Origin of the sequence: Klebsiella sp. BDA134-6 (genome assembly GCF_015601345.1) — a bacterium.
Taxonomy (GTDB): Bacteria; Pseudomonadota; Gammaproteobacteria; order Enterobacterales; family Enterobacteriaceae; genus Klebsiella; species Klebsiella grimontii.
On sequence record NZ_CP064784.1, the window covers coordinates 5110598 to 5127603 of the forward strand.

A 17006-nucleotide genomic window follows, 5' to 3' on the forward strand; every position below is an offset into this window, starting at 1 on the left:
CTCTGACAGAGCGAGGAGTGCGGTTCCTGACCGATCTTGCTTAAGATGATGAGAAAACTATGGCGTGATTTTACGAATCTGCTTTACGTCGATTTCCACTGAGTTCCAGTCTTTATCCACTTCACCCTGAATCTCTACCGTATCCTGCGGGGTCACGGTCACGCCGTTCCAGCGCTTGTGATCGATATCGACGTTCACGGTGCCGGAGCTGTCCTGGAATTTATACAGGTCGTCGGAAATACGCTCCACGATTTTACCGCGCAGGGTCACCCAGGTATCGTCACGCAGGGTTTTCGCATTCGCGACCGTCGTTACGCTCCCGTTCGGGCCAATGAACCCGCCGTTTTGCGTGGTCGTCTGGCTGGTTTGCGTCGAGCCGGGTCCGGAAAACCCGCCCTGCTCAGCGGCCAGTACCGGCATGGAAACTAAGGCGATGATAGCGGTCATTGCGGCGATTTTCTTCATGATGTGTTCTCCCTTTGTGTTTATATCGTCACTATTACACCGGGCAAAACTTAACAACTTCTTAAGCGGAAAAAATAAATTTTATTCCTGTACAGCGCGCGCCGCAACGCGCTTTACTGCGGGAATATCCAAGGGACACAGGAGCAGAAAATGCGCATTTTACTGGTGGAAGACGACAAACTGATCGGTGACGGCCTCAAAACCGGACTGACCAAGCTGGGCTTCAGCGTCGACTGGTTTACCCGCGGCGAAGAGGGGAAAGCCGCGCTGTATCACGCCGCTTACGACGCCATTATTCTTGACCTGACCCTGCCCGGCATCGATGGGCTGGATATTCTGCGCGAATGGCGCGACAAAGGCCGCCACGAACCGGTACTGATCCTGACCGCCCGCGACGCGCTTAACCAGCGCGTCGAAGGATTACGCCTCGGCGCCGATGACTATCTCTGCAAACCTTTCGCGCTGGTTGAAGTCGCCGCGCGCCTGGAAGCACTGATGCGCCGCGCCCACGGCCAGAGCAGCAGCGAACTGCGGCACGGCAATGTGGTCCTCGATCCTGGCCGACTCACGGCCACCCTGAACGACGAGAGCCTGCCGCTCAAGCCAAAGGAGTTTGCTCTGCTGGAGCTGCTGATGCGCAATGCCGGACGCGTGCTGCCGCGTAAGCTTATTGAAGAAAAGCTCTATAGCTGGGATGACGACGTCTCCAGCAACGCGATAGAAGTACACGTCCATCATCTGCGCCGTAAGCTCGGCAGCGCTTTCATTCGTACCGTACACGGTATCGGCTATACCCTGGGGGACGCATGAAGCGGCTGGGGAAACTGAGCCTGCGCGTCCGCCTGACGCTGCTTTTTTTGCTGCTGACCAGCGCCGCCTGGGGCATTGCCAGCTTTGTGGCCTGGCAACAGACCACCGACAAGCTGGATAAGCTGTTCGATACCCAGCAGTTGTTGTTCGCCCGCCGCCTGAGCGCGATGAATTTCGACGAGCTCCATACCCTCGCGCCACAGGTGCGGACAAAGAAAAAGGTCAAACACGGCCATCTCGACGACGATGCGCTGGCTTTCGCTATCTTTACCACCGACGGCAAAATGGTGCTTAACGATGGCGAAAATGGCCAGGATATCCTGTGGGGTAACAACCGGGAGGGGTTCAGCGACGGCTACCTGCGCGGCGATGATGACGAATGGCGCTTTCTGTGGCTCACCACCCGCGACGGGCGCCATCGTATCGTCGTCGGCCAGGAATGGGATTACCGCCGCGAGATGGCGCTGGATATCGTCACCTCCCAGCTTACACCCTGGCTGGTTGCACTGCCGCTGATGTTTTTGCTGCTCATCGTGCTGTTAAGCCGGGAACTGGCGCCACTGAAAAAGCTGGCCAACACGCTGCGCACCCGAGCGCCGGATTCCGCCGAAACGCTAAATAGCGAGAACGTGCCCAGCGAAGTTCGCCCGCTGGTCGACGCGCTAAATCAGCTCTTTACCCGGACGCATGACACCATGATCCGCGAGCGTCGGTTCACCTCCGATGCCGCCCACGAACTGCGCAGCCCACTGGCGGCGCTGAAGGTGCAAACCGAAGTGGCCCAGCTCTCGCTGGACGATCCGCAAGGGCTGGATAAAGCCCTGGAGCAGCTCCACCAGGGTATCGATCGCGCAACCCGCCTGGTCGACCAGCTACTTACCCTATCGCGCCTGGATTCGCTGGCGCAGCTGGATGATGTTCAGACGATCGCCATTGATGAACTGCTACAGTCTGCGGTCATGGAGATGTACCACCCGGCGCAACTGGCCGGACTTGAGCTACGCCTGCACCTGAACGCGAAGAACATCTTGCGCACCGGGCAGCCGCTGCTGCTAAGCCTACTGGTGCGCAATCTTTTAGATAACGCGGTGCGCTATAGCCCCGCCGGAAGCCAGGTCGACATCACCCTGGATGCCGGTGAATTCCGCGTACGCGACAACGGCCCGGGCATCAGCGCCGAGGCCCTGGCGCGCGTCGGCGAGCGCTTTTATCGTCCTCCAGGCCAGGAGCAGCCCGGTAGCGGCCTCGGGCTCTCCATAGTCAAACGCATCGCCGCGCTGCACGGGATGACGGCAAGTTTCGGCAACGCCCGCGACGGCGGATTCGAGGCGCGCATTCGCTGGTAGCGGCATTATTGCTATAAAAGCAAAAGACTTTGCACATTTTGCTCATTTTACCGCTCTGCCCGGCGGGGTAAAATTAACCACAAAATTGAAAAGTTGAGGATAAAAAATGAGTAACATCCTGATTATTAATGGCGCAAAAAAGTTCGGCCACTCTAACGGCCAGCTGAACGACACCCTGACTGAAGTCGCGGAAACCTATCTGCGCGACCTCGGGCATGATGTTAAAGTGGTCCGCGCCGATAGCGACTACGACGTGAAAACCGAAGTGCAAAACTTCCTGTGGGCCGATTCCGTTATCTGGCAAATGCCGGGCTGGTGGATGGGCGCGCCGTGGACGGTGAAAAAGTACATTGATGACGTCTTTACCGAAGGTCACGGCGCGCTGTATGCCAGCGATGGCCGCACTCGATCTGACGCCAGTAAGAAATATGGTTCCGGCGGCCTGATTCAGGGGAAAAAATATATGCTGTCTCTGACCTGGAACGCGCCGATGGAAGCCTTCACCGAAAAAGATCAGTTCTTCCACGGCGTTGGCGTCGACGGTGTTTACTTGCCATTCCATAAGGCCAACCAGTTCCTTGGGATGAGCGCCCTACCTACCTTCATCGCCAACGATGTGATCAAAATGCCCGATGTTCCGCGTTATACGGCAGAATATCGCAAGCATCTGACGGAAATTTTTGGTTAACTGTAGTGAGTTATGAAAAGACGACAAGCGCGGCTCATTTTAGCGGCGGCTTGAAGTATGATGAGAATATACAGAAGGAGTTGAGTTAACCATGTTGACAGTGATCGCTGAAATTCGTACTCGTCCGGGCCAACACCATCGCCAGGCGGTGCTTGATCAGTTCGCAAAAATAACCCCGACCGTTCTTCAGGAAGAAGGCTGCCATGGCTATGCGCCGCTGGTCGATCACGCCGCTGGCGTCAGTTTTCAGACCACTTCACCGGATTCCATCGTGATGGTCGAGCAGTGGGAAAGCGTCGCCCATCTTGAGGCGCACCTGCAGACTCCGCACATGAAAGCCTACGGCGAAGCCGTTAAAGGCGACGTGCTGGAAATGAACATTCGTATTCTCGAAGCGGGCATTTAAGCAAGCAAATAAATCGGCCGGTTTCCCGGCCGATTTTTTATTATCCGTCCAGCTCCGCCAGATCGCCCTTCTCCTGAAGCCAGTTACGCCGATCTTCAGAGCGCTTCTTCGCTAACAGCATATCCATCATGGCGGTTGTCTGCTGCTCGTCTTCATCGTTGATAATCAGCTGTACCAAACGGCGGGTATTCGGATCCAACGTGGTCTCGCGCAGCTGCATGGGGTTCATCTCGCCCAGCCCTTTGAAGCGCTGTACGTTCGGTTTGCCTTTCTTGCGCTTAAGCTGCTCCAGCACGCCGGTTTTCTCTTCTTCTGTGAGCGCGTAATACACCTCTTTGCCGAGGTCGATACGGTACAGGGGCGGCAGCGCCACGTAGACATGGCCGTGTTTGACCAGAGTACGGAAATGCCTGACGAACAGCGCGCACAGCAGCGTCGCGATGTGCAGACCATCGGAGTCGGCATCCGCCAGAATACAAATCTTGCCGTAGCGCAGCTGGCTCAGGTCGTCGCTATCCGGGTCGATACCAATGGCGACGGAAATATCATGCACTTCCTGGGAAGCCAACACTTCATCGGAAGAAACTTCCCAGGTGTTCAGGATTTTACCTTTCAGCGGCATGATCGCCTGATATTCGCGATCGCGCGCCTGCTTGGCCGAGCCGCCCGCGGAATCCCCTTCCACAAGGAACAGTTCGGTGCGGTTCAAATCCTGGGCGGTGCAGTCCGCCAGCTTACCGGGGAGCGCCGGACCGCTGGTTAGCTTTTTACGCACCACTTTCTTCGCCGCGCGCAGACGACGCTGGGCGCTGGAAATCGCCATCTCCGCCAGCAGCTCTGCCGACTGGACGTTCTGGTTTAGCCACAGGCTGAAGGCGTCTTTGACCACGCCGGAAACAAACGCGGCGCACTGACGTGAAGAGAGGCGCTCTTTGGTTTGCCCGGCAAACTGAGGATCCTGCATCTTCACGGAGAGCACGTAGGCGCAGCGTTCCCAGATATCTTCCGCCGACAGCTTCACGCCGCGCGGCAGGATGTTCCGATATTCACAGAACTCGCGCATGGCGTCCAGTAGCCCCTGGCGCAGACCATTAACGTGGGTTCCGCCCTGCATCGTAGGAATCAGGTTGACGTAGCTTTCGGTCAGCAGCTCGCCGCCTTCCGGCAGCCACAGCAGCGCCCAGTCGACCGCTTCAGTATCACCGGAGAAGGTGCCGACGAACGGTTTTTCCGGCAGCAGAGGCAGGCCGTTAACCGCTTCGCTAAGATAGTCGGTCAGACCATCGGCATAGCACCAGCGCTGTTCGCTATCGTTGACCAGATCGCGGAAAACAATCTCTACGCCAGGGCAAAGAACGGCCTTGGCTTTTAATAAATGCGAGAGGCGTGAGACGGAAAAACGCGGGCTGTCAAAAAAGCTTTCATCCGGCCAAAAGTGCACGCTGGTACCGGTATTACGCTTACCGCAGGTACCGGTCACGTGGAGATCTTCTACTTTATCGCCGTTTTCAAAGGCGATGCTGTAGATCTGGCCGTCGCGGCGCACGTTCACCTCAACGCGTTTCGATAAGGCGTTGACCACCGATATCCCTACGCCATGCAGGCCGCCGGAGAACTGGTAGTTCTTATTGGAGAATTTCCCCCCCGCGTGCAGGCGGCAAAGAATCAGTTCAACTGCCGGAACCCCCTCTTCAGGGTGGATATCCACCGGCATTCCGCGGCCATCATCGATAACTTCCAGCGACTGATCGGCATGGAGAATGACCTCCACGCGTTTCGCGTGACCGGCCAGGGCCTCATCCACGCTGTTATCAATAACTTCCTGACCAAGATGATTTGGACGTGTGGTATCAGTGTACATTCCCGGACGGCGGCGAACCGGCTCAAGCCCGGTGAGTACCTCAATGGCATCAGCGTTATATGAAGATTGCGTCATGGTGTGTATTCGTAGGTCGTTCCGAACCGCTCAGCGCAGGCCCAGAAAATCGATAATCTGAGTGAAATGATCTTCAAAGCCAACAAATGCGTGATTACCGCCCTCCTCTACCGTCTGTCGGCAGGAGGCGAAATAATCAACGGCCTGGCGGTAATCAAGCACTTCATCGCCCGTTTGCTGCAATAACCAGATTAAATCCGGCGCTTCCAGCGGGTCAATTTGCATGACTTTGAGATCGTAAATATGGCGAGACTCTAGCACATATTGCTGCCCCGTGTATGGATTCTCATTAGGGCCAAGGAAATTGTTCAATAGCTCAAACGGGCGCACCGCAGGGTTCACGACCACCGCCGGTAGCATAAAGCACTGCGATAGCCAGGTCGCGTAATATCCCCCCAGCGACGACCCGACAACACCCAGCGGTTCACCGCCATGCTCCAGCACCAGAGACTCCAGATGCTCAGCCGCTTGCGCAGGGTAAACCGGGAGCTCCGGTATCACCATTGAGATGTCAGGATAGGTCCGCGCCAGCCACTCTTTCAACGCAGTCGCTTTTGCCGAGCGCGGCGAGCTGTTAAAACCATGCAGATAGAGAAGCGTAGACATCAGTATCCTTCTGAAGCGATATCCGGGTGAAATTTCACGCCTTCAAGGCGGCAAACTTCAGTGGTCAATGTGCCGTCAGGATGCAGATCCAGCCAGCGCCAGCCCGGAGAGACGGTATCCAGCGTGAAGTTAGCGCAGTGCGGCTTAAACTGCACGCAGGTGGATGGCGTGGCCATCATGCGCCGACCGTTCCAGTCAAGATCCAGTTCCTGATGAATATGGCCGCACAGCAGATGCTTAACGCGAGGAAACGCGGCCAGCGCGCAATCAAGCGCCCCGGCATTGCGCAGGCTATGCTGATCCAGCCAGCTACAGCCTGACGGCATAGGATGGTGGTGCAACAGCAGCAGCGTATACCGCTCCGGGACTTCCGCCAGCTTCTGCTCCAGCCATTCCAGCTGGAAATCGCTCAGTTCGCCATGCGGCACGCCGAACACCTGGCTATCCATGAGCAGTATTTGCCAATGGTCGCCCAGCAATACGCGTTTAGCGGGGGAGATGCCTGATTCCTGCAGCGTGCTGTACATCGCCGGTTGAAAATCATGATTACCCGGCAGCCAGACGCAAGGTGCAGCAAAACTCGCGATGCCCTCAGCAAAATGCTGATAGGCCGCGGCAGAGTGATCTTGCGCCAGATCGCCTGTAGCAACAATCAGGTCGCATTCTCGCTGTGAGGCGCGGATAGCATCCAGTACGGCCTGATAGCTTTCCCAGGTATTGATGCCTAACAGCGTTTCGTGTTTTTCAGCAAACAGGTGAGTATCGGTAATTTGTAATATCCTGACTCTGGCCTCACCAGCCAAAGGTAGGTTTAACAGGCTTTCCAAATGGTGTCCTTAGGTTTCACGACGCTAACAAACCGGAATCGCCATCGCTCCATGTGCTAAACAGTATCGCAGCCAATCGGCCAAAAACTGATTAATTTGATGCTTTTCGTCGCGTTGATGCAACTTTTTATTAGGATAATCATACCGCGCTTTGAAGCGAAAGATCTGCTGGCTTGAACACACTTCAGCGACCATTGCATCGTGATAGAGCCGTACCGTCATTGACGGCAGACTCCAGTAGCTCACCGAGGGAGCCGTCTGCTCAATCGCTACTAACGTAGTGTAGCGGGTCGATTCGACGATGGTTAATCGGTATTGCGCGTTGCCCACCTGGTAACTCACCTTTTCTCCCGCTGCATCCGTTCGCGGCAACAGGCGGCGCAGCTGGGCAAAGTTGGTTTCACACAGGCGCATCATTTCAGGAAAGTCAGGCGTATAACGCTTCATTTTGTCCACTCGTTGCGTAAATTGTGATAATGCAGTTGCAGCCATTGCAGCGCGATGACAGAGGCTGCGTTGTCGATTTTCCCCTCTTCCACCCATTTGTAAGCCTGTTCCCGGCTCACCACATGGACGCGAATATCCTCATTTTCGTCGGCCAATCCATGAATCCCTTTCGCCGTCGTGGCATCGACTTCTCCCACCATAATAGACAGTCTTTCGCTGGTGCCGCCGGGGCTGGCCAGGTAGCTCAGGACCGGTTTAATCCGGCCAACATTAAGCCCGGCCTCTTCCACCGCTTCACGACGTGCGACATCTTCAGGAGATTCGCCTTCTTCTATCATACCGGCGACCATTTCAAGCAGCCACGGGCTCGCGCTAGTATCGTACGCCGCAATACGGATCTGCTCGACGAGCACAACTTCATCGCGCACCGGGTCAAAGGGTAGCAAGACTGCGGCGTGCCCGCGCTCAAAAATTTCACGCGTCACTTCATCACTCATGCCGCCGTTAAACAGGCGATGGCGAAAACGATATAAATCGAGCGAAAAAAAACCGCGATAAAGCGTTTCGCGTGCAATAATTTCTACATCGTTTTTAGAGAAGGTAATCCCCTGCTGATTGACGTCGCTCATTTCGATATCCTGTAGAACATGAAGTTATGAATTTATAGGCGGTGTGGCTACCGTTTTACGGCTCGTATGTTAGATTGGTGCAAATTACCGCCCCATGGCACATAACGCCAACTTTTTACGGTAACAGACTCTATACAATCAGTGATTATTTTTAGAATTTGAGTAGCGCTAAATGCTTCACAACAAGGAATGCAAATGAAGAAACTCTTTCCCATCCTTATCGGCCTGGGCCTGACTGGCTTCAGCGCCATGAGCCAGGCAGAAAACCTGCTGCAGGTTTATCAGCAGGCGCGTATCAGCAACCCTGATCTGCGTAAATCAGCAGCCGATCGTGATGCCGCATTCGAGAAGATCAACGAAGCGCGTAGCCCGTTACTGCCGCAGCTCGGTCTGGGTGCAGATTATACCTATACCAGCGGCTTCCGTGATGCTAAAGACCAGAATTCCGACGTCACCAGCGGATCGCTGCAGCTCACGCAGGTTCTGTTTGATATGTCGAAATGGCGTGCGCTGACGCTGCAGGAAAAGAACGCCGGCATTCAGGACGTCACCTATCAGACGGACCAGCAAACGCTGATTCTGAACACCGCGACGGCCTATTTTAAAGTGCTGGCCGCTATCGATACGCTCTCCTATACCGAAGCGCAGAAACAGGCTATTTACCGCCAGTTAGATCAGACCACCCAGCGCTTTAACGTTGGCCTGGTGGCGATTACTGACGTACAGAACGCCCGTTCACAGTACGATGCCGTGCTGGCAAACGAAGTCACCGCGCGCAACGACCTCGATAACGCGGTTGAAGAGCTGCGCCAGGTGACCGGCAACTACTATCCGGAGCTGGCCTCGCTGAATGTTGATGGGTTTAAAACCACGAAACCATCGGCGGTGAACGCGCTGCTGAAAGAAGCGGAAAACCGCAACCTGTCGCTGCTGCAGGCCCGACTCAGCCAGGACCTGGCGCGCGAGCAAATTCGCCAGGCGCAGGATGGGCATCTGCCGACCCTGAATTTAAACGCGACCAGTAGCGTATCTAATAACAGCTACAATGGTTCTAAAAACACCACGCAGGACAGAGATATCGGGCAGAACCAAATCGGCCTGAACTTCTCCCTGCCGCTGTATCAGGGCGGGATGGTGAACTCCCAGGTTAAACAGGCGCAGTACAACTTTGTCGGCGCCAGCGAGCAGTTGGAAAGCGCGCATCGTAGCGTGGTGCAGACCGTTCGTTCCTCTTTTAACAACGTGAACGCGTCCATCAGCAGCATCAATGCCTACAAACAGGCCGTGGTCTCTGCCCAAAGTTCACTGGATGCCATGGAAGCCGGTTATTCAGTGGGAACGCGTACCATCGTCGATGTCCTGGACGCGACCACCACGCTGTATAACGCAAAACAGCAGCTGTCCAACGCGCGTTATAACTACCTGATTAACGAGCTGAACATCAAGTCCGCGCTCGGTACGCTGAACGAGCAGGACCTGGTTGCGCTGAACAACACGCTGGGTAAAGCGATTCCGACCTCGCCGGACAGCGTCGCGCCGGAAAATCCGCAGCAGGATGCCAGCGCTGACGGCTACAGCAACACCGCCGCGGCAAAACCGGCGTCCGCACGCAGCACCAACGGCAGCAACCCGTTCCGCCAGTAATCACGCTTGCGCACTCCACGCTTCGCTTACCCCGCGGGTAAGCGAAGCGTTAAACGTAAGGCAACGTAAAGATCCCCCGCTTTCCGCCCCTATTCGCTTCATTTTCCACCACTCATCCTCTATCCTGAGCGTTAACAAAACGCATACCACTGGGTCCAGGAAGACAAACATGAAACGGACAAAAAATATTAAACACGCCTCCTTCCGCAAAAGCTGGAGCGCTCGTCATTTAACTCCCGTCGCGCTTGCCGTGACGGCGGTATTTATGCTCGCCGGTTGTGAACAAAGCGATGAAACGGTTTCTCTGTATCAAAACGCCGATGACTGCTCTGCCGCTAACCCGAGCAAATCCGCAGAGTGCACCACCGCTTACAATAACGCGCTTAAAGAAGCGGAACGTACCGCGCCGAAATACGCCTCCCGTGAAGATTGCGTCGCCGAATTCGGTGAAGGTCAGTGCCAGCAGGCGCCGGCTCAGGCTGGCATGGCTCCGGAAAACCAGGCCCAGGCGCAAAGCAGCGGCAGCTTCTGGATGCCGCTGATGGCTGGCTACATGATGGGCCGGATGATGGGCGGCGGAATGGGCGCTCAGCAACCGCTGTTCAGCTCAAAAAATCCGGCCAGCCCGGCCTATGGTAAATACACCGACGCGGGTGGTAAGAGCTACGGCGCAGCGCAGCCTGGCCGTACTATGACCGTGCCGAAAACCGCGATGGCGCCGAAGCCGGCCACCACCAGCACCGTGACGCGCGGCGGGTTTGGCGACTCGGTCGCTAAGCAATCAACAATGCAGCGTAGCTCAGCAAGCTCCTCTTCTTCACGCTCAATGGGCGGCTAAGCGACATGGAAAGAATCAGCATTACCGAGCGCCCGGACTGGCGCGAAAAGGCGACAGAATATGGCTTTAACTTTCACACTATGTACGGCGAGCCGTACTGGAGCGAAGAGGCCTATTACAAACTGACGCTGGCGCAGGTTGAGAAGCTTGAGGATGTTACCGCTGAACTGCATCAGATGTGTCTGCAGGCGGTAGAGAAAGTCATCGCCAGCGATGAGTTAATGGTCAAATTTCGCATCCCCAAACACACATGGGGCTTTGTACGTCAGTCGTGGAAAACCCATCAGCCTTCGCTGTATTCGCGTCTCGATCTCGCGTGGGACGGCGTAGGTGAGCCGAAGCTGCTGGAGAACAACGCCGATACGCCAACGTCTCTGTATGAAGCGGCATTCTTCCAGTGGATCTGGATGGAAGATCAGCTTAACGCCGGTCAACTTCCGGCGGGCAGCGATCAGTTCAACAGCCTGCAGGAGAAGCTGATCGAACGCTTCAGCGAGCTGCGCGAGCAGTTCGGCTTTCAGCTGCTGCATATGGCCTGCTGCCGCGATACCGTTGAAGACCGCGGTACCGTGCAATATTTGCAGGACTGCGCCGCAGAAGCGGGTGTGGCAACCGAATTCCTTTACATCGAAGATATCGGTCTTGGCGAAAAAGGTCAGTTTACCGACCTGCAGGACCAGGTGATTGGTAATCTGTTCAAGCTCTATCCGTGGGAGTTCATGCTGCGTGAGGTCTTCTCTACCAAGCTGGAAGACGCTGGCGTGCGCTGGCTGGAGCCAGCGTGGAAGAGCATTATCTCCAACAAAGCGCTGCTGCCGCTGCTGTGGGATATGTTCCCCAACCATCCAAACCTACTGGCCGCTTATTTCAGCGAAGATGCGCATCCGGAGATGGACAAGTACGTTATCAAGCCCATCTTCTCACGCGAAGGCGCTAACGTCTCTATCGTGGAGAACGGTAAAGTGCTGGAGTCGGTAGAAGGGCCGTACGGCGAAGAAGGCACCATCGTCCAGGAGTTCTATCCCTTGCCGAAGTTTGGCGACAGCTACACGTTGATTGGCAGCTGGCTAATTAACGATCAGCCTGCGGGAATTGGCATTCGCGAAGACCGGGCGCTGATCACTCAGGACCTGTCGCGCTTTTATCCGCACATTTTCGTCGAGTAACACTGAACCCCGGCTGCACCGCTTACTGCCGGGGTTTTGTTTTTTCTCAAGCGCCAATCACTACTGACAGCATACTCAACGACCCCATCTCTATTCCTTCAACCGGAATAGTTATCGGCTCCTCGCCGTCCCACGCCCCCAGTACGTACAACAGCGGTAGGAAGTGATCGGCCGTCGGGTTAGATAGCGATCCACCTTCATGCGCCAGGTAATTCACCAGCGGATGCTCAGCCACGGGGCCTTTCCAGTTCAGATTCGCTTTCACGTAGTCATTAAACGACTCAGCCCAGGGATATGGCGTATTCTCGCCGTGCCAGCGCGCGGTACGCAGGTTATGCACCACGTTGCCGCTTGCGACCAGCATAATCTCTTCATCGCGCAGCTGAGCCAGCTTACGCCCCATTTCGAAATGCCATGCGGCGGGTTTCGTGCTATCAATACTCAGTTGCACCATCGGAATATCGGCATCGGGATACATTTTAATCAACACGCCCCATGAACCGTGGTCAAAGCCCCAGGCTTCTTTATCCAGCGTCACCGGCACCGGCGCCAGCAGCTCAACCAGGCGTTGGGCCAGCTCAGGTGAACCCGGCGCCGGATAATGCGTATCGTAAAGCGCCTGTGGAAAACCGCCAAAATCATGGATCGTTTTCGGCGCCTCCATCGCGGTCACTCCCGTACCGCGTGTAAACCAGTGCGCGGAAATCACCACAATGGCTTTAGGCCGCGGCAGCGTCTCGCCCAGATGCCGCCAGGCGCGGGTATAGATGTTATCTTCCAGCACGTTCATCGGACTACCGTGGCCTAAAAAGAGCGCGGGCATGCGGGTACGGGACATAGTGATATCCTTTATTAAGAAAGTTGATGTATTTACATTACGCTCTTTCTATGGAGGATAAACTCAGATAAGCATGATGATGATCGTCAGAAAATTTGAATGTAAGAGTCGGTAAAGCGTGCATCAGCGCGTTTGCGATCGTTAATGAAGAGAAATACTCTTCATAAGAATCATTTTCATAAGGAGATGCAGGATGTCATCCCCCATAATTTTGACCCTGCTGGCAGGGAGCGCCACCTTTATTGGGGCAATTTTCGGCGTTATCGGGCAGAAACCCTCGAACCGCTTATTGGGGTTCTCTCTGGGTTTCGCCGCCGGGATCATGCTGTTGATTTCGTTGATGGAAATGCTGCCTGCCGCGCTGGCTACCGAAGGTATGTCGCCGCTGCTCGGCTACGGCATGTTTATTATCGGTCTTCTGGGCTATTTTGCGCTTGATCGCATACTGCCTCACGCCCACCCCCAGGATCTGATGTCTCCCGGTATTTCCCGCCCGCGCAATCTGCGCCGTACGGCGATATTGCTGACGTTAGGCATCAGCCTGCATAACTTCCCCGAGGGCATAGCGACCTTCGTGACGGCCAGCAATAACCTCGAACTGGGGATGGGGGTCGCGTTAGCCGTTGCGCTACATAACATCCCGGAAGGGTTGGCGGTAGCCGGACCGGTTTATGCCGCCACGGGTTCCAGAAGTAAAGCGGTATTCTGGGCGGGTCTTTCCGGCATGGCGGAAATCCTTGGCGGCGTGCTGGCCTGGCTGGTTCTGGGCAGCGTGATATCCCCGGTAATGATAGGCGCGGTCATGGCCGCGGTGGCCGGTATCATGATTGCGCTGTCAGTCGATGAGCTTATGCCACTGGCGAAAGAACTCGATCCGCAAAGCAACCCGAGCTATGGCGTGCTGTGCGGGATGTCGGTGATGGGATTAAGCCTGGTGGTTTTGCAAACGGTGGGAATCGGCTAAAAGACAAAAACAACAAAGCCCACTTGAGGTGGGCTTTGTTAAGCGAATAAGCCAAAATCAGCTGGCTTTACGCTCGTGTTCGCGACGGTAAGCCGCGAGATCTTCGATAGTGACCACAGCCATATTGTGTTGCTGAGCAAACTCGATGCACTGAGGCGCCCGAGCCATAGAACCGTCGTCGTTGGTCAGTTCGCACAGCACGCCAGCCGGTTTGAAACCCGCCAGGGTCACCAGATCGATAGTCGCTTCGGTATGGCCGCCGCGGGTCAGGACGCCGCCCGGCTGCGCGCGCAGCGGGAAAACGTGGCCAGGACGGTTCAGGTCGGACGGCTTGGCGCCATCGGCAATTGCCGCGCGCACGGTGGTCACACGGTCAGCGGCGGAAACGCCGGTGGTCACGCCTTCAGCGGCTTCGATGGTCACGGTAAAACCAGTACCGTAGGCGCTGGTATTGTTCTCAACCATCATTGGCAGGTCGAGCTGTTTACGGCGATCTTCCGTCAGGCACAGGCAAACAATACCGCTGCCGTGACGAATAGTCAGGGCCATTTGCTCAACGGTCATGGTTTCAGCGGCGAAAATCATATCGCCTTCATTTTCACGATCTTCATCGTCAAGTACCATCACACCGCGGCCTTCGCGCAATGCATCTAAAGCGTGTTCCACACGTTCAAAAGCGGTACCAAAAGAGGAAAGTAGCGTCTGATTCATGGTAAAAAAAACCTCATTAATTGTATGGTTACCAGAATCAGGGCAGTCTTAGGAGCGCCGGTTTAGCGGCAAAAGTCAACGCAAGCGGGCAGAAACCCGACTGAGCCGTTACTCTCTCCCATCCGGACTCTAACCGTCGGCCCCGGAATTACACCGGATCTGCTGACCTTTCTGCATTCACAGAAAGCGCTCGCGGGCTTTCAACGCTATGGTTGATTTACCGCCGGTGGGGAATTTCGCCCCGCCCTGAGAATAAGCAAAGTCACTATAACGCTATTGACTATCGTCGGCAATGCATAAGCTTCAAACATTTATGGTTTATAGGCACCGACGATCGCACTACAATGAGCGCATAACCGACCAGAGCAGGATACCACCATGATTGACCCGAAAAAAATTGAACAAATCGCCCGTCAGGTTCATGAATCGATGCCAAAAGGGCTCCGCGATCTGGGGGAAGACGTGGAGAAAAAAATTCGTCAGGTGCTCCAGTCGCAGTTAACTCGCCTGGACCTGGTAAGCCGCGAAGAGTTCGACGTGCAGACGCAGGTGCTGCTGCGCACGCGTGAAAAGCTGGCGCTGCTGGAGCAGCGTCTTAACGATCTGGAAAGTCGTTCGTTGAGCGCGCCGGCGACACCAGACGCTGAAGAGAAGCAGTAAAAACAAGCAACGGGCCGCAAGGCCCGTTGTTATATCGGTAAGGTGGAAAGTTGATTAGTGCTCCAGCTCCGCTTCTGGCGTCATAGCGTTGTTCGCCTGCCGGCAGTAAAGCTCATAGCGTTGACAAAACCATTCACGATGCGCTTCATCCATATTGCCAACAATGGCCTGAAGATCGACGGGCTGACCTTGTGCGTTCATTCTGGCGAAACTCTGAGCCAGGAAATCAAAATTCTTCATTAAATACATATCGTTATTCTTCATACGCATACTCCTTCAGCCGTTGGTGTTCTGATTGGTCATATGCTTTTTACTTACTTCAGTATTTATCCTTACCTTAACGTTTTTTGTACGAAAAATGCGCCCAACATGGTGATTTATTGAGCCAAATCATTTATGCCGTCATTAAATATAAAGAGGCCCGCAATTAGGCGATCGCGGGCCTCTTTTGTTCTGTGTTGCAGCGTTATCGCCGGTTACGCCTCGGTTAGCGCGATAATCCCGGATATACCGCCGCTACAGTGCGGAGAGAACACATTACTGTTTGTTATCTTTCTGGATCTTCTTAATGATATTGGTCGTCGAGCAACCGTCTTCGAAGTTGAGCACCAGCACCTCGCCGCCGTTTGCCCACACCTCTTCACTACCGGCAATCTGTTCCGGCTTATAGTCGCCGCCTTTCACCAGCAGATCCGGCAGAATGCCTGCAATCAGCCGCTGCGGAGTGTCCTCTTCAAAAGAGACCACCCAGTCGACGGCTTCCAGCGCGCCCAGCACGATCATTCGCTGATCCAGCGGATTGACCGGACGAGACTCGCCTTTCAGACGCTTCGTTGATGCGTCGCTGTTCACCGCCACAATCAGCCGATCGCCCAGCTTGCGAGCGTTCGCCAGGTAGGAAACGTGGCCCGCGTGTAAAATGTCGAACACGCCGTTGGTCATCACCACTTTCTCGCCACGCTTGCGCGCCGCGGCGACCGCCAGCTTCAGCTCTTCTTCACCCATCACGCCAAAACCGGTCTCTGAGCGCCCGCGTACCGCGTTCTCCAGTTCGATAGGTGAAACGGTTGAGGTACCAAGTTTACCCACCACGACGCCCGCCGCCGCGTTGGCAAAATAGCAGGCCTCTTCCAGCGTGTTGCCGGAAGCCAGCGTTGCCGCCAGCACGCCGATGACCGTGTCGCCCGCGCCGGTAACATCATAAACTTCCTGCGCCTGAGTAGGCATATGCAGCGGCGGCCGCCCAGGCTGCAGTAGCGTCATCCCTTGCTCGGAACGGGTCACCAGCAGCGCGGAGAGGTCAAAATCGGCGATGATTTTCATCCCGCGTTCAACGATCTCTTCTTCATCCTTACATTTACCCGCTACCGCCTCAAACTCTGAGAGGTTAGGCGTCAGCAGGGTGGCGCCGCGATAGCGTTCAAAATCAGTGCCTTTCGGATCAATGAGCACCGGGACACCCGCGTCGCGAGCCAGCTTAATCATGGTCTGAACGCTGGTCAGCGCGCCTTTGGCGTAATCAGACAGCACCAGCGCGCCAATGGAACCCAGCGCCTGCTGAATCCGCTCGTGCATCGGCTGCGGGTCGACGCCGGAGAAACCCTGTTCAAAATCAAGACGAATCAGCTGCTGGTTACGCGACAGTACGCGCAGTTTGGTAATCGTCGGGTGCGTCGGGACAGAAACAAAATCGCACTTCACGTTAACGTCGGCCAGCGCCTTACTCAACGCGCGGGCGGCATCGTCAATCCCGGTCAGGCCAACGAGGCGAGAGGTCGCGCCGAGGGACGCAATGTTCATCGCCACGTTTGCCGCGCCGCCAGGACGTTCTTCGATATTTTCCACCTTCACCACCGGCACCGGCGCTTCCGGCGAAATGCGGCTGGTGGGACCATACCAGTAGCGGTCCAGCATCACATCGCCAACCACCAACACTCCTGCACGTTCAAACTCTGGCAGCGTTACTTTCATTCCTCTCTCCTGCGAGACGCAAACTTTGCGCGCGATAATAGCACACCCGTTTTT

The 17006-nt window shown here is 55.5% G+C and carries 20 protein-coding genes and 1 riboswitch; of the genes, 10 read left to right on the forward strand and 10 right to left on the reverse strand.

Annotation, left to right across the window (positions count from 1 at the left end; all coding sequences use genetic code 11):
• Positions 1–57: 57 nt before the first annotated feature.
• Positions 58–465, reverse strand: a complete 408-nt coding sequence (locus IYV58_RS23615; protein WP_004125269.1) for a YgiW/YdeI family stress tolerance OB fold protein — start codon at positions 463–465, stop codon at positions 58–60.
• A 150-nt stretch (positions 466–615) separates the two neighbouring features.
• Between IYV58_RS23615 and qseB the strand changes: the two genes are divergently transcribed.
• The 4 genes from qseB to IYV58_RS23635 all read left to right on the forward strand — a co-directional run bounded on the left by qseB (position 616) and on the right by IYV58_RS23635 (position 3715).
• Positions 616–1275, forward strand: a complete 660-nt coding sequence (gene qseB / locus IYV58_RS23620; RefSeq protein ID WP_004125272.1) for a quorum sensing response regulator transcription factor QseB — start codon at positions 616–618, stop codon at positions 1273–1275.
• Positions 1272–2621, forward strand: a complete 1350-nt coding sequence (gene qseC / locus IYV58_RS23625; RefSeq protein ID WP_004125275.1) for a quorum sensing histidine kinase QseC — start codon at positions 1272–1274, stop codon at positions 2619–2621. Before qseB ends, qseC begins: the two co-directional genes overlap by 4 nt.
• A 106-nt stretch (positions 2622–2727) precedes the next feature.
• On the forward strand, positions 2728–3309 hold the full coding sequence (locus IYV58_RS23630; RefSeq protein ID WP_049113401.1) for an NAD(P)H-dependent oxidoreductase: 582 nt from the start codon (positions 2728–2730) through the stop codon (positions 3307–3309).
• Between the two features lie 91 nt (positions 3310–3400).
• Complete coding sequence (locus IYV58_RS23635; protein ID WP_004125281.1) at positions 3401–3715, forward strand: putative quinol monooxygenase; 315 nt, start codon at positions 3401–3403, stop codon at positions 3713–3715.
• 40 nt (positions 3716–3755) lie between these two features.
• Here IYV58_RS23635 and parE read toward each other — a convergent pair whose 3' ends face one another.
• Genes parE through nudF form a run of 5 tightly spaced genes read right to left on the reverse strand, consistent with a single transcriptional unit; the run spans position 3756 to position 8160 of the window.
• Positions 3756–5651: a DNA topoisomerase IV subunit B gene (parE, locus tag IYV58_RS23640; RefSeq protein WP_004125286.1), complete on the reverse strand. Its 1896-nt coding sequence runs from the start codon at positions 5649–5651 to the stop codon at positions 3756–3758.
• A 30-nt stretch (positions 5652–5681) separates the two neighbouring features.
• Positions 5682–6257: an esterase YqiA gene (gene yqiA, locus IYV58_RS23645; protein WP_004125289.1), complete on the reverse strand. Its 576-nt coding sequence runs from the start codon at positions 6255–6257 to the stop codon at positions 5682–5684.
• The gene (gene cpdA, locus IYV58_RS23650) at positions 6257–7084 is read right to left on the reverse strand and encodes a 3',5'-cyclic-AMP phosphodiesterase (RefSeq protein WP_004125292.1); all 828 of its coding nucleotides are present in this window, start codon (positions 7082–7084) and stop codon (positions 6257–6259) included. Before cpdA ends, yqiA begins: the two co-directional genes overlap by 1 nt.
• A 24-nt stretch (positions 7085–7108) precedes the next feature.
• Positions 7109–7531, reverse strand: a complete 423-nt coding sequence (locus tag IYV58_RS23655) for a DUF1249 family protein (RefSeq protein WP_004125296.1) — start codon at positions 7529–7531, stop codon at positions 7109–7111.
• The gene (gene nudF / locus IYV58_RS23660; RefSeq protein WP_004125299.1) at positions 7528–8160 is read right to left on the reverse strand and encodes an ADP-ribose diphosphatase; all 633 of its coding nucleotides are present in this window, start codon (positions 8158–8160) and stop codon (positions 7528–7530) included. Before nudF ends, IYV58_RS23655 begins: the two co-directional genes overlap by 4 nt.
• 195 nt (positions 8161–8355) lie before the next feature.
• Between nudF and tolC the strand changes: the two genes are divergently transcribed.
• The 3 genes from tolC (at position 8356) to IYV58_RS23675 (ending at position 11808) form a co-directional block, all read left to right on the forward strand.
• Positions 8356–9804, forward strand: coding sequence for an outer membrane channel protein TolC (gene tolC, locus IYV58_RS23665; protein ID WP_004125302.1), 1449 nt, complete (start codon positions 8356–8358; stop codon positions 9802–9804).
• A 169-nt stretch (positions 9805–9973) separates the two neighbouring features.
• Entirely contained in the window at positions 9974–10642 is a 669-nt protein-coding gene (locus tag IYV58_RS23670) for a DUF1190 family protein (RefSeq protein WP_004125303.1), read from the forward strand.
• Positions 10643–10647: 5 nt separating this feature from the next.
• Positions 10648–11808 (forward strand): glutathionylspermidine synthase family protein, encoded by a 1161-nt coding sequence (locus IYV58_RS23675; protein WP_004125306.1) that lies wholly within the window; start codon positions 10648–10650, stop codon positions 11806–11808.
• 46 nt (positions 11809–11854) lie between these two features.
• Here the strand turns inward: IYV58_RS23675 and ygiD are convergent, their stop codons facing one another.
• Positions 11855–12646, reverse strand: a complete 792-nt coding sequence (ygiD, locus tag IYV58_RS23680; RefSeq protein WP_195729294.1) for a 4,5-DOPA-extradiol-dioxygenase — start codon at positions 12644–12646, stop codon at positions 11855–11857.
• A gap of 193 nt (positions 12647–12839) precedes the next feature.
• Here ygiD and zupT point away from each other — a divergent pair, with 193 nt between their 5' ends.
• Positions 12840–13610 (forward strand): zinc transporter ZupT, encoded by a 771-nt coding sequence (zupT, locus tag IYV58_RS23685; RefSeq protein ID WP_049112688.1) that lies wholly within the window; start codon positions 12840–12842, stop codon positions 13608–13610.
• A gap of 57 nt (positions 13611–13667) precedes the next feature.
• Here zupT and ribB read toward each other — a convergent pair whose 3' ends face one another.
• Positions 13668–14321, reverse strand: a complete 654-nt coding sequence (gene ribB / locus IYV58_RS23690) for a 3,4-dihydroxy-2-butanone-4-phosphate synthase (protein WP_004125315.1) — start codon at positions 14319–14321, stop codon at positions 13668–13670.
• A gap of 106 nt (positions 14322–14427) precedes the next feature.
• Positions 14428–14579: riboswitch (FMN riboswitch) on the reverse strand.
• Positions 14580–14699: 120 nt separating this feature from the next.
• Here ribB and ubiK point away from each other — a divergent pair.
• The gene (gene ubiK / locus IYV58_RS23695; protein WP_049089054.1) at positions 14700–14981 is read left to right on the forward strand and encodes a ubiquinone biosynthesis accessory factor UbiK; all 282 of its coding nucleotides are present in this window, start codon (positions 14700–14702) and stop codon (positions 14979–14981) included.
• Between the two features lie 54 nt (positions 14982–15035).
• Here ubiK and glgS read toward each other — a convergent pair whose 3' ends face one another.
• Positions 15036–15245 carry a cell surface composition regulator GlgS gene (glgS, locus tag IYV58_RS23700; protein WP_004125321.1) on the reverse strand — a complete coding sequence of 70 codons (210 nt, stop codon included), beginning with the start codon at positions 15243–15245 and terminating at the stop codon, positions 15036–15038.
• On the opposite strand from glgS, the gene IYV58_RS28540 reads away from it, so the two are divergent.
• Positions 15237–15365, forward strand: a complete 129-nt coding sequence (locus IYV58_RS28540; RefSeq protein ID WP_305955102.1) for a hypothetical protein — start codon at positions 15237–15239, stop codon at positions 15363–15365. The genes glgS and IYV58_RS28540 overlap by 9 nt on opposite strands.
• A 153-nt stretch (positions 15366–15518) precedes the next feature.
• Here IYV58_RS28540 and hldE read toward each other — a convergent pair whose 3' ends face one another.
• The gene (hldE, locus tag IYV58_RS23705; protein ID WP_195729295.1) at positions 15519–16952 is read right to left on the reverse strand and encodes a bifunctional D-glycero-beta-D-manno-heptose-7-phosphate kinase/D-glycero-beta-D-manno-heptose 1-phosphate adenylyltransferase HldE; all 1434 of its coding nucleotides are present in this window, start codon (positions 16950–16952) and stop codon (positions 15519–15521) included.
• Between the last annotated feature and the right edge of the window lie 54 nt (positions 16953–17006).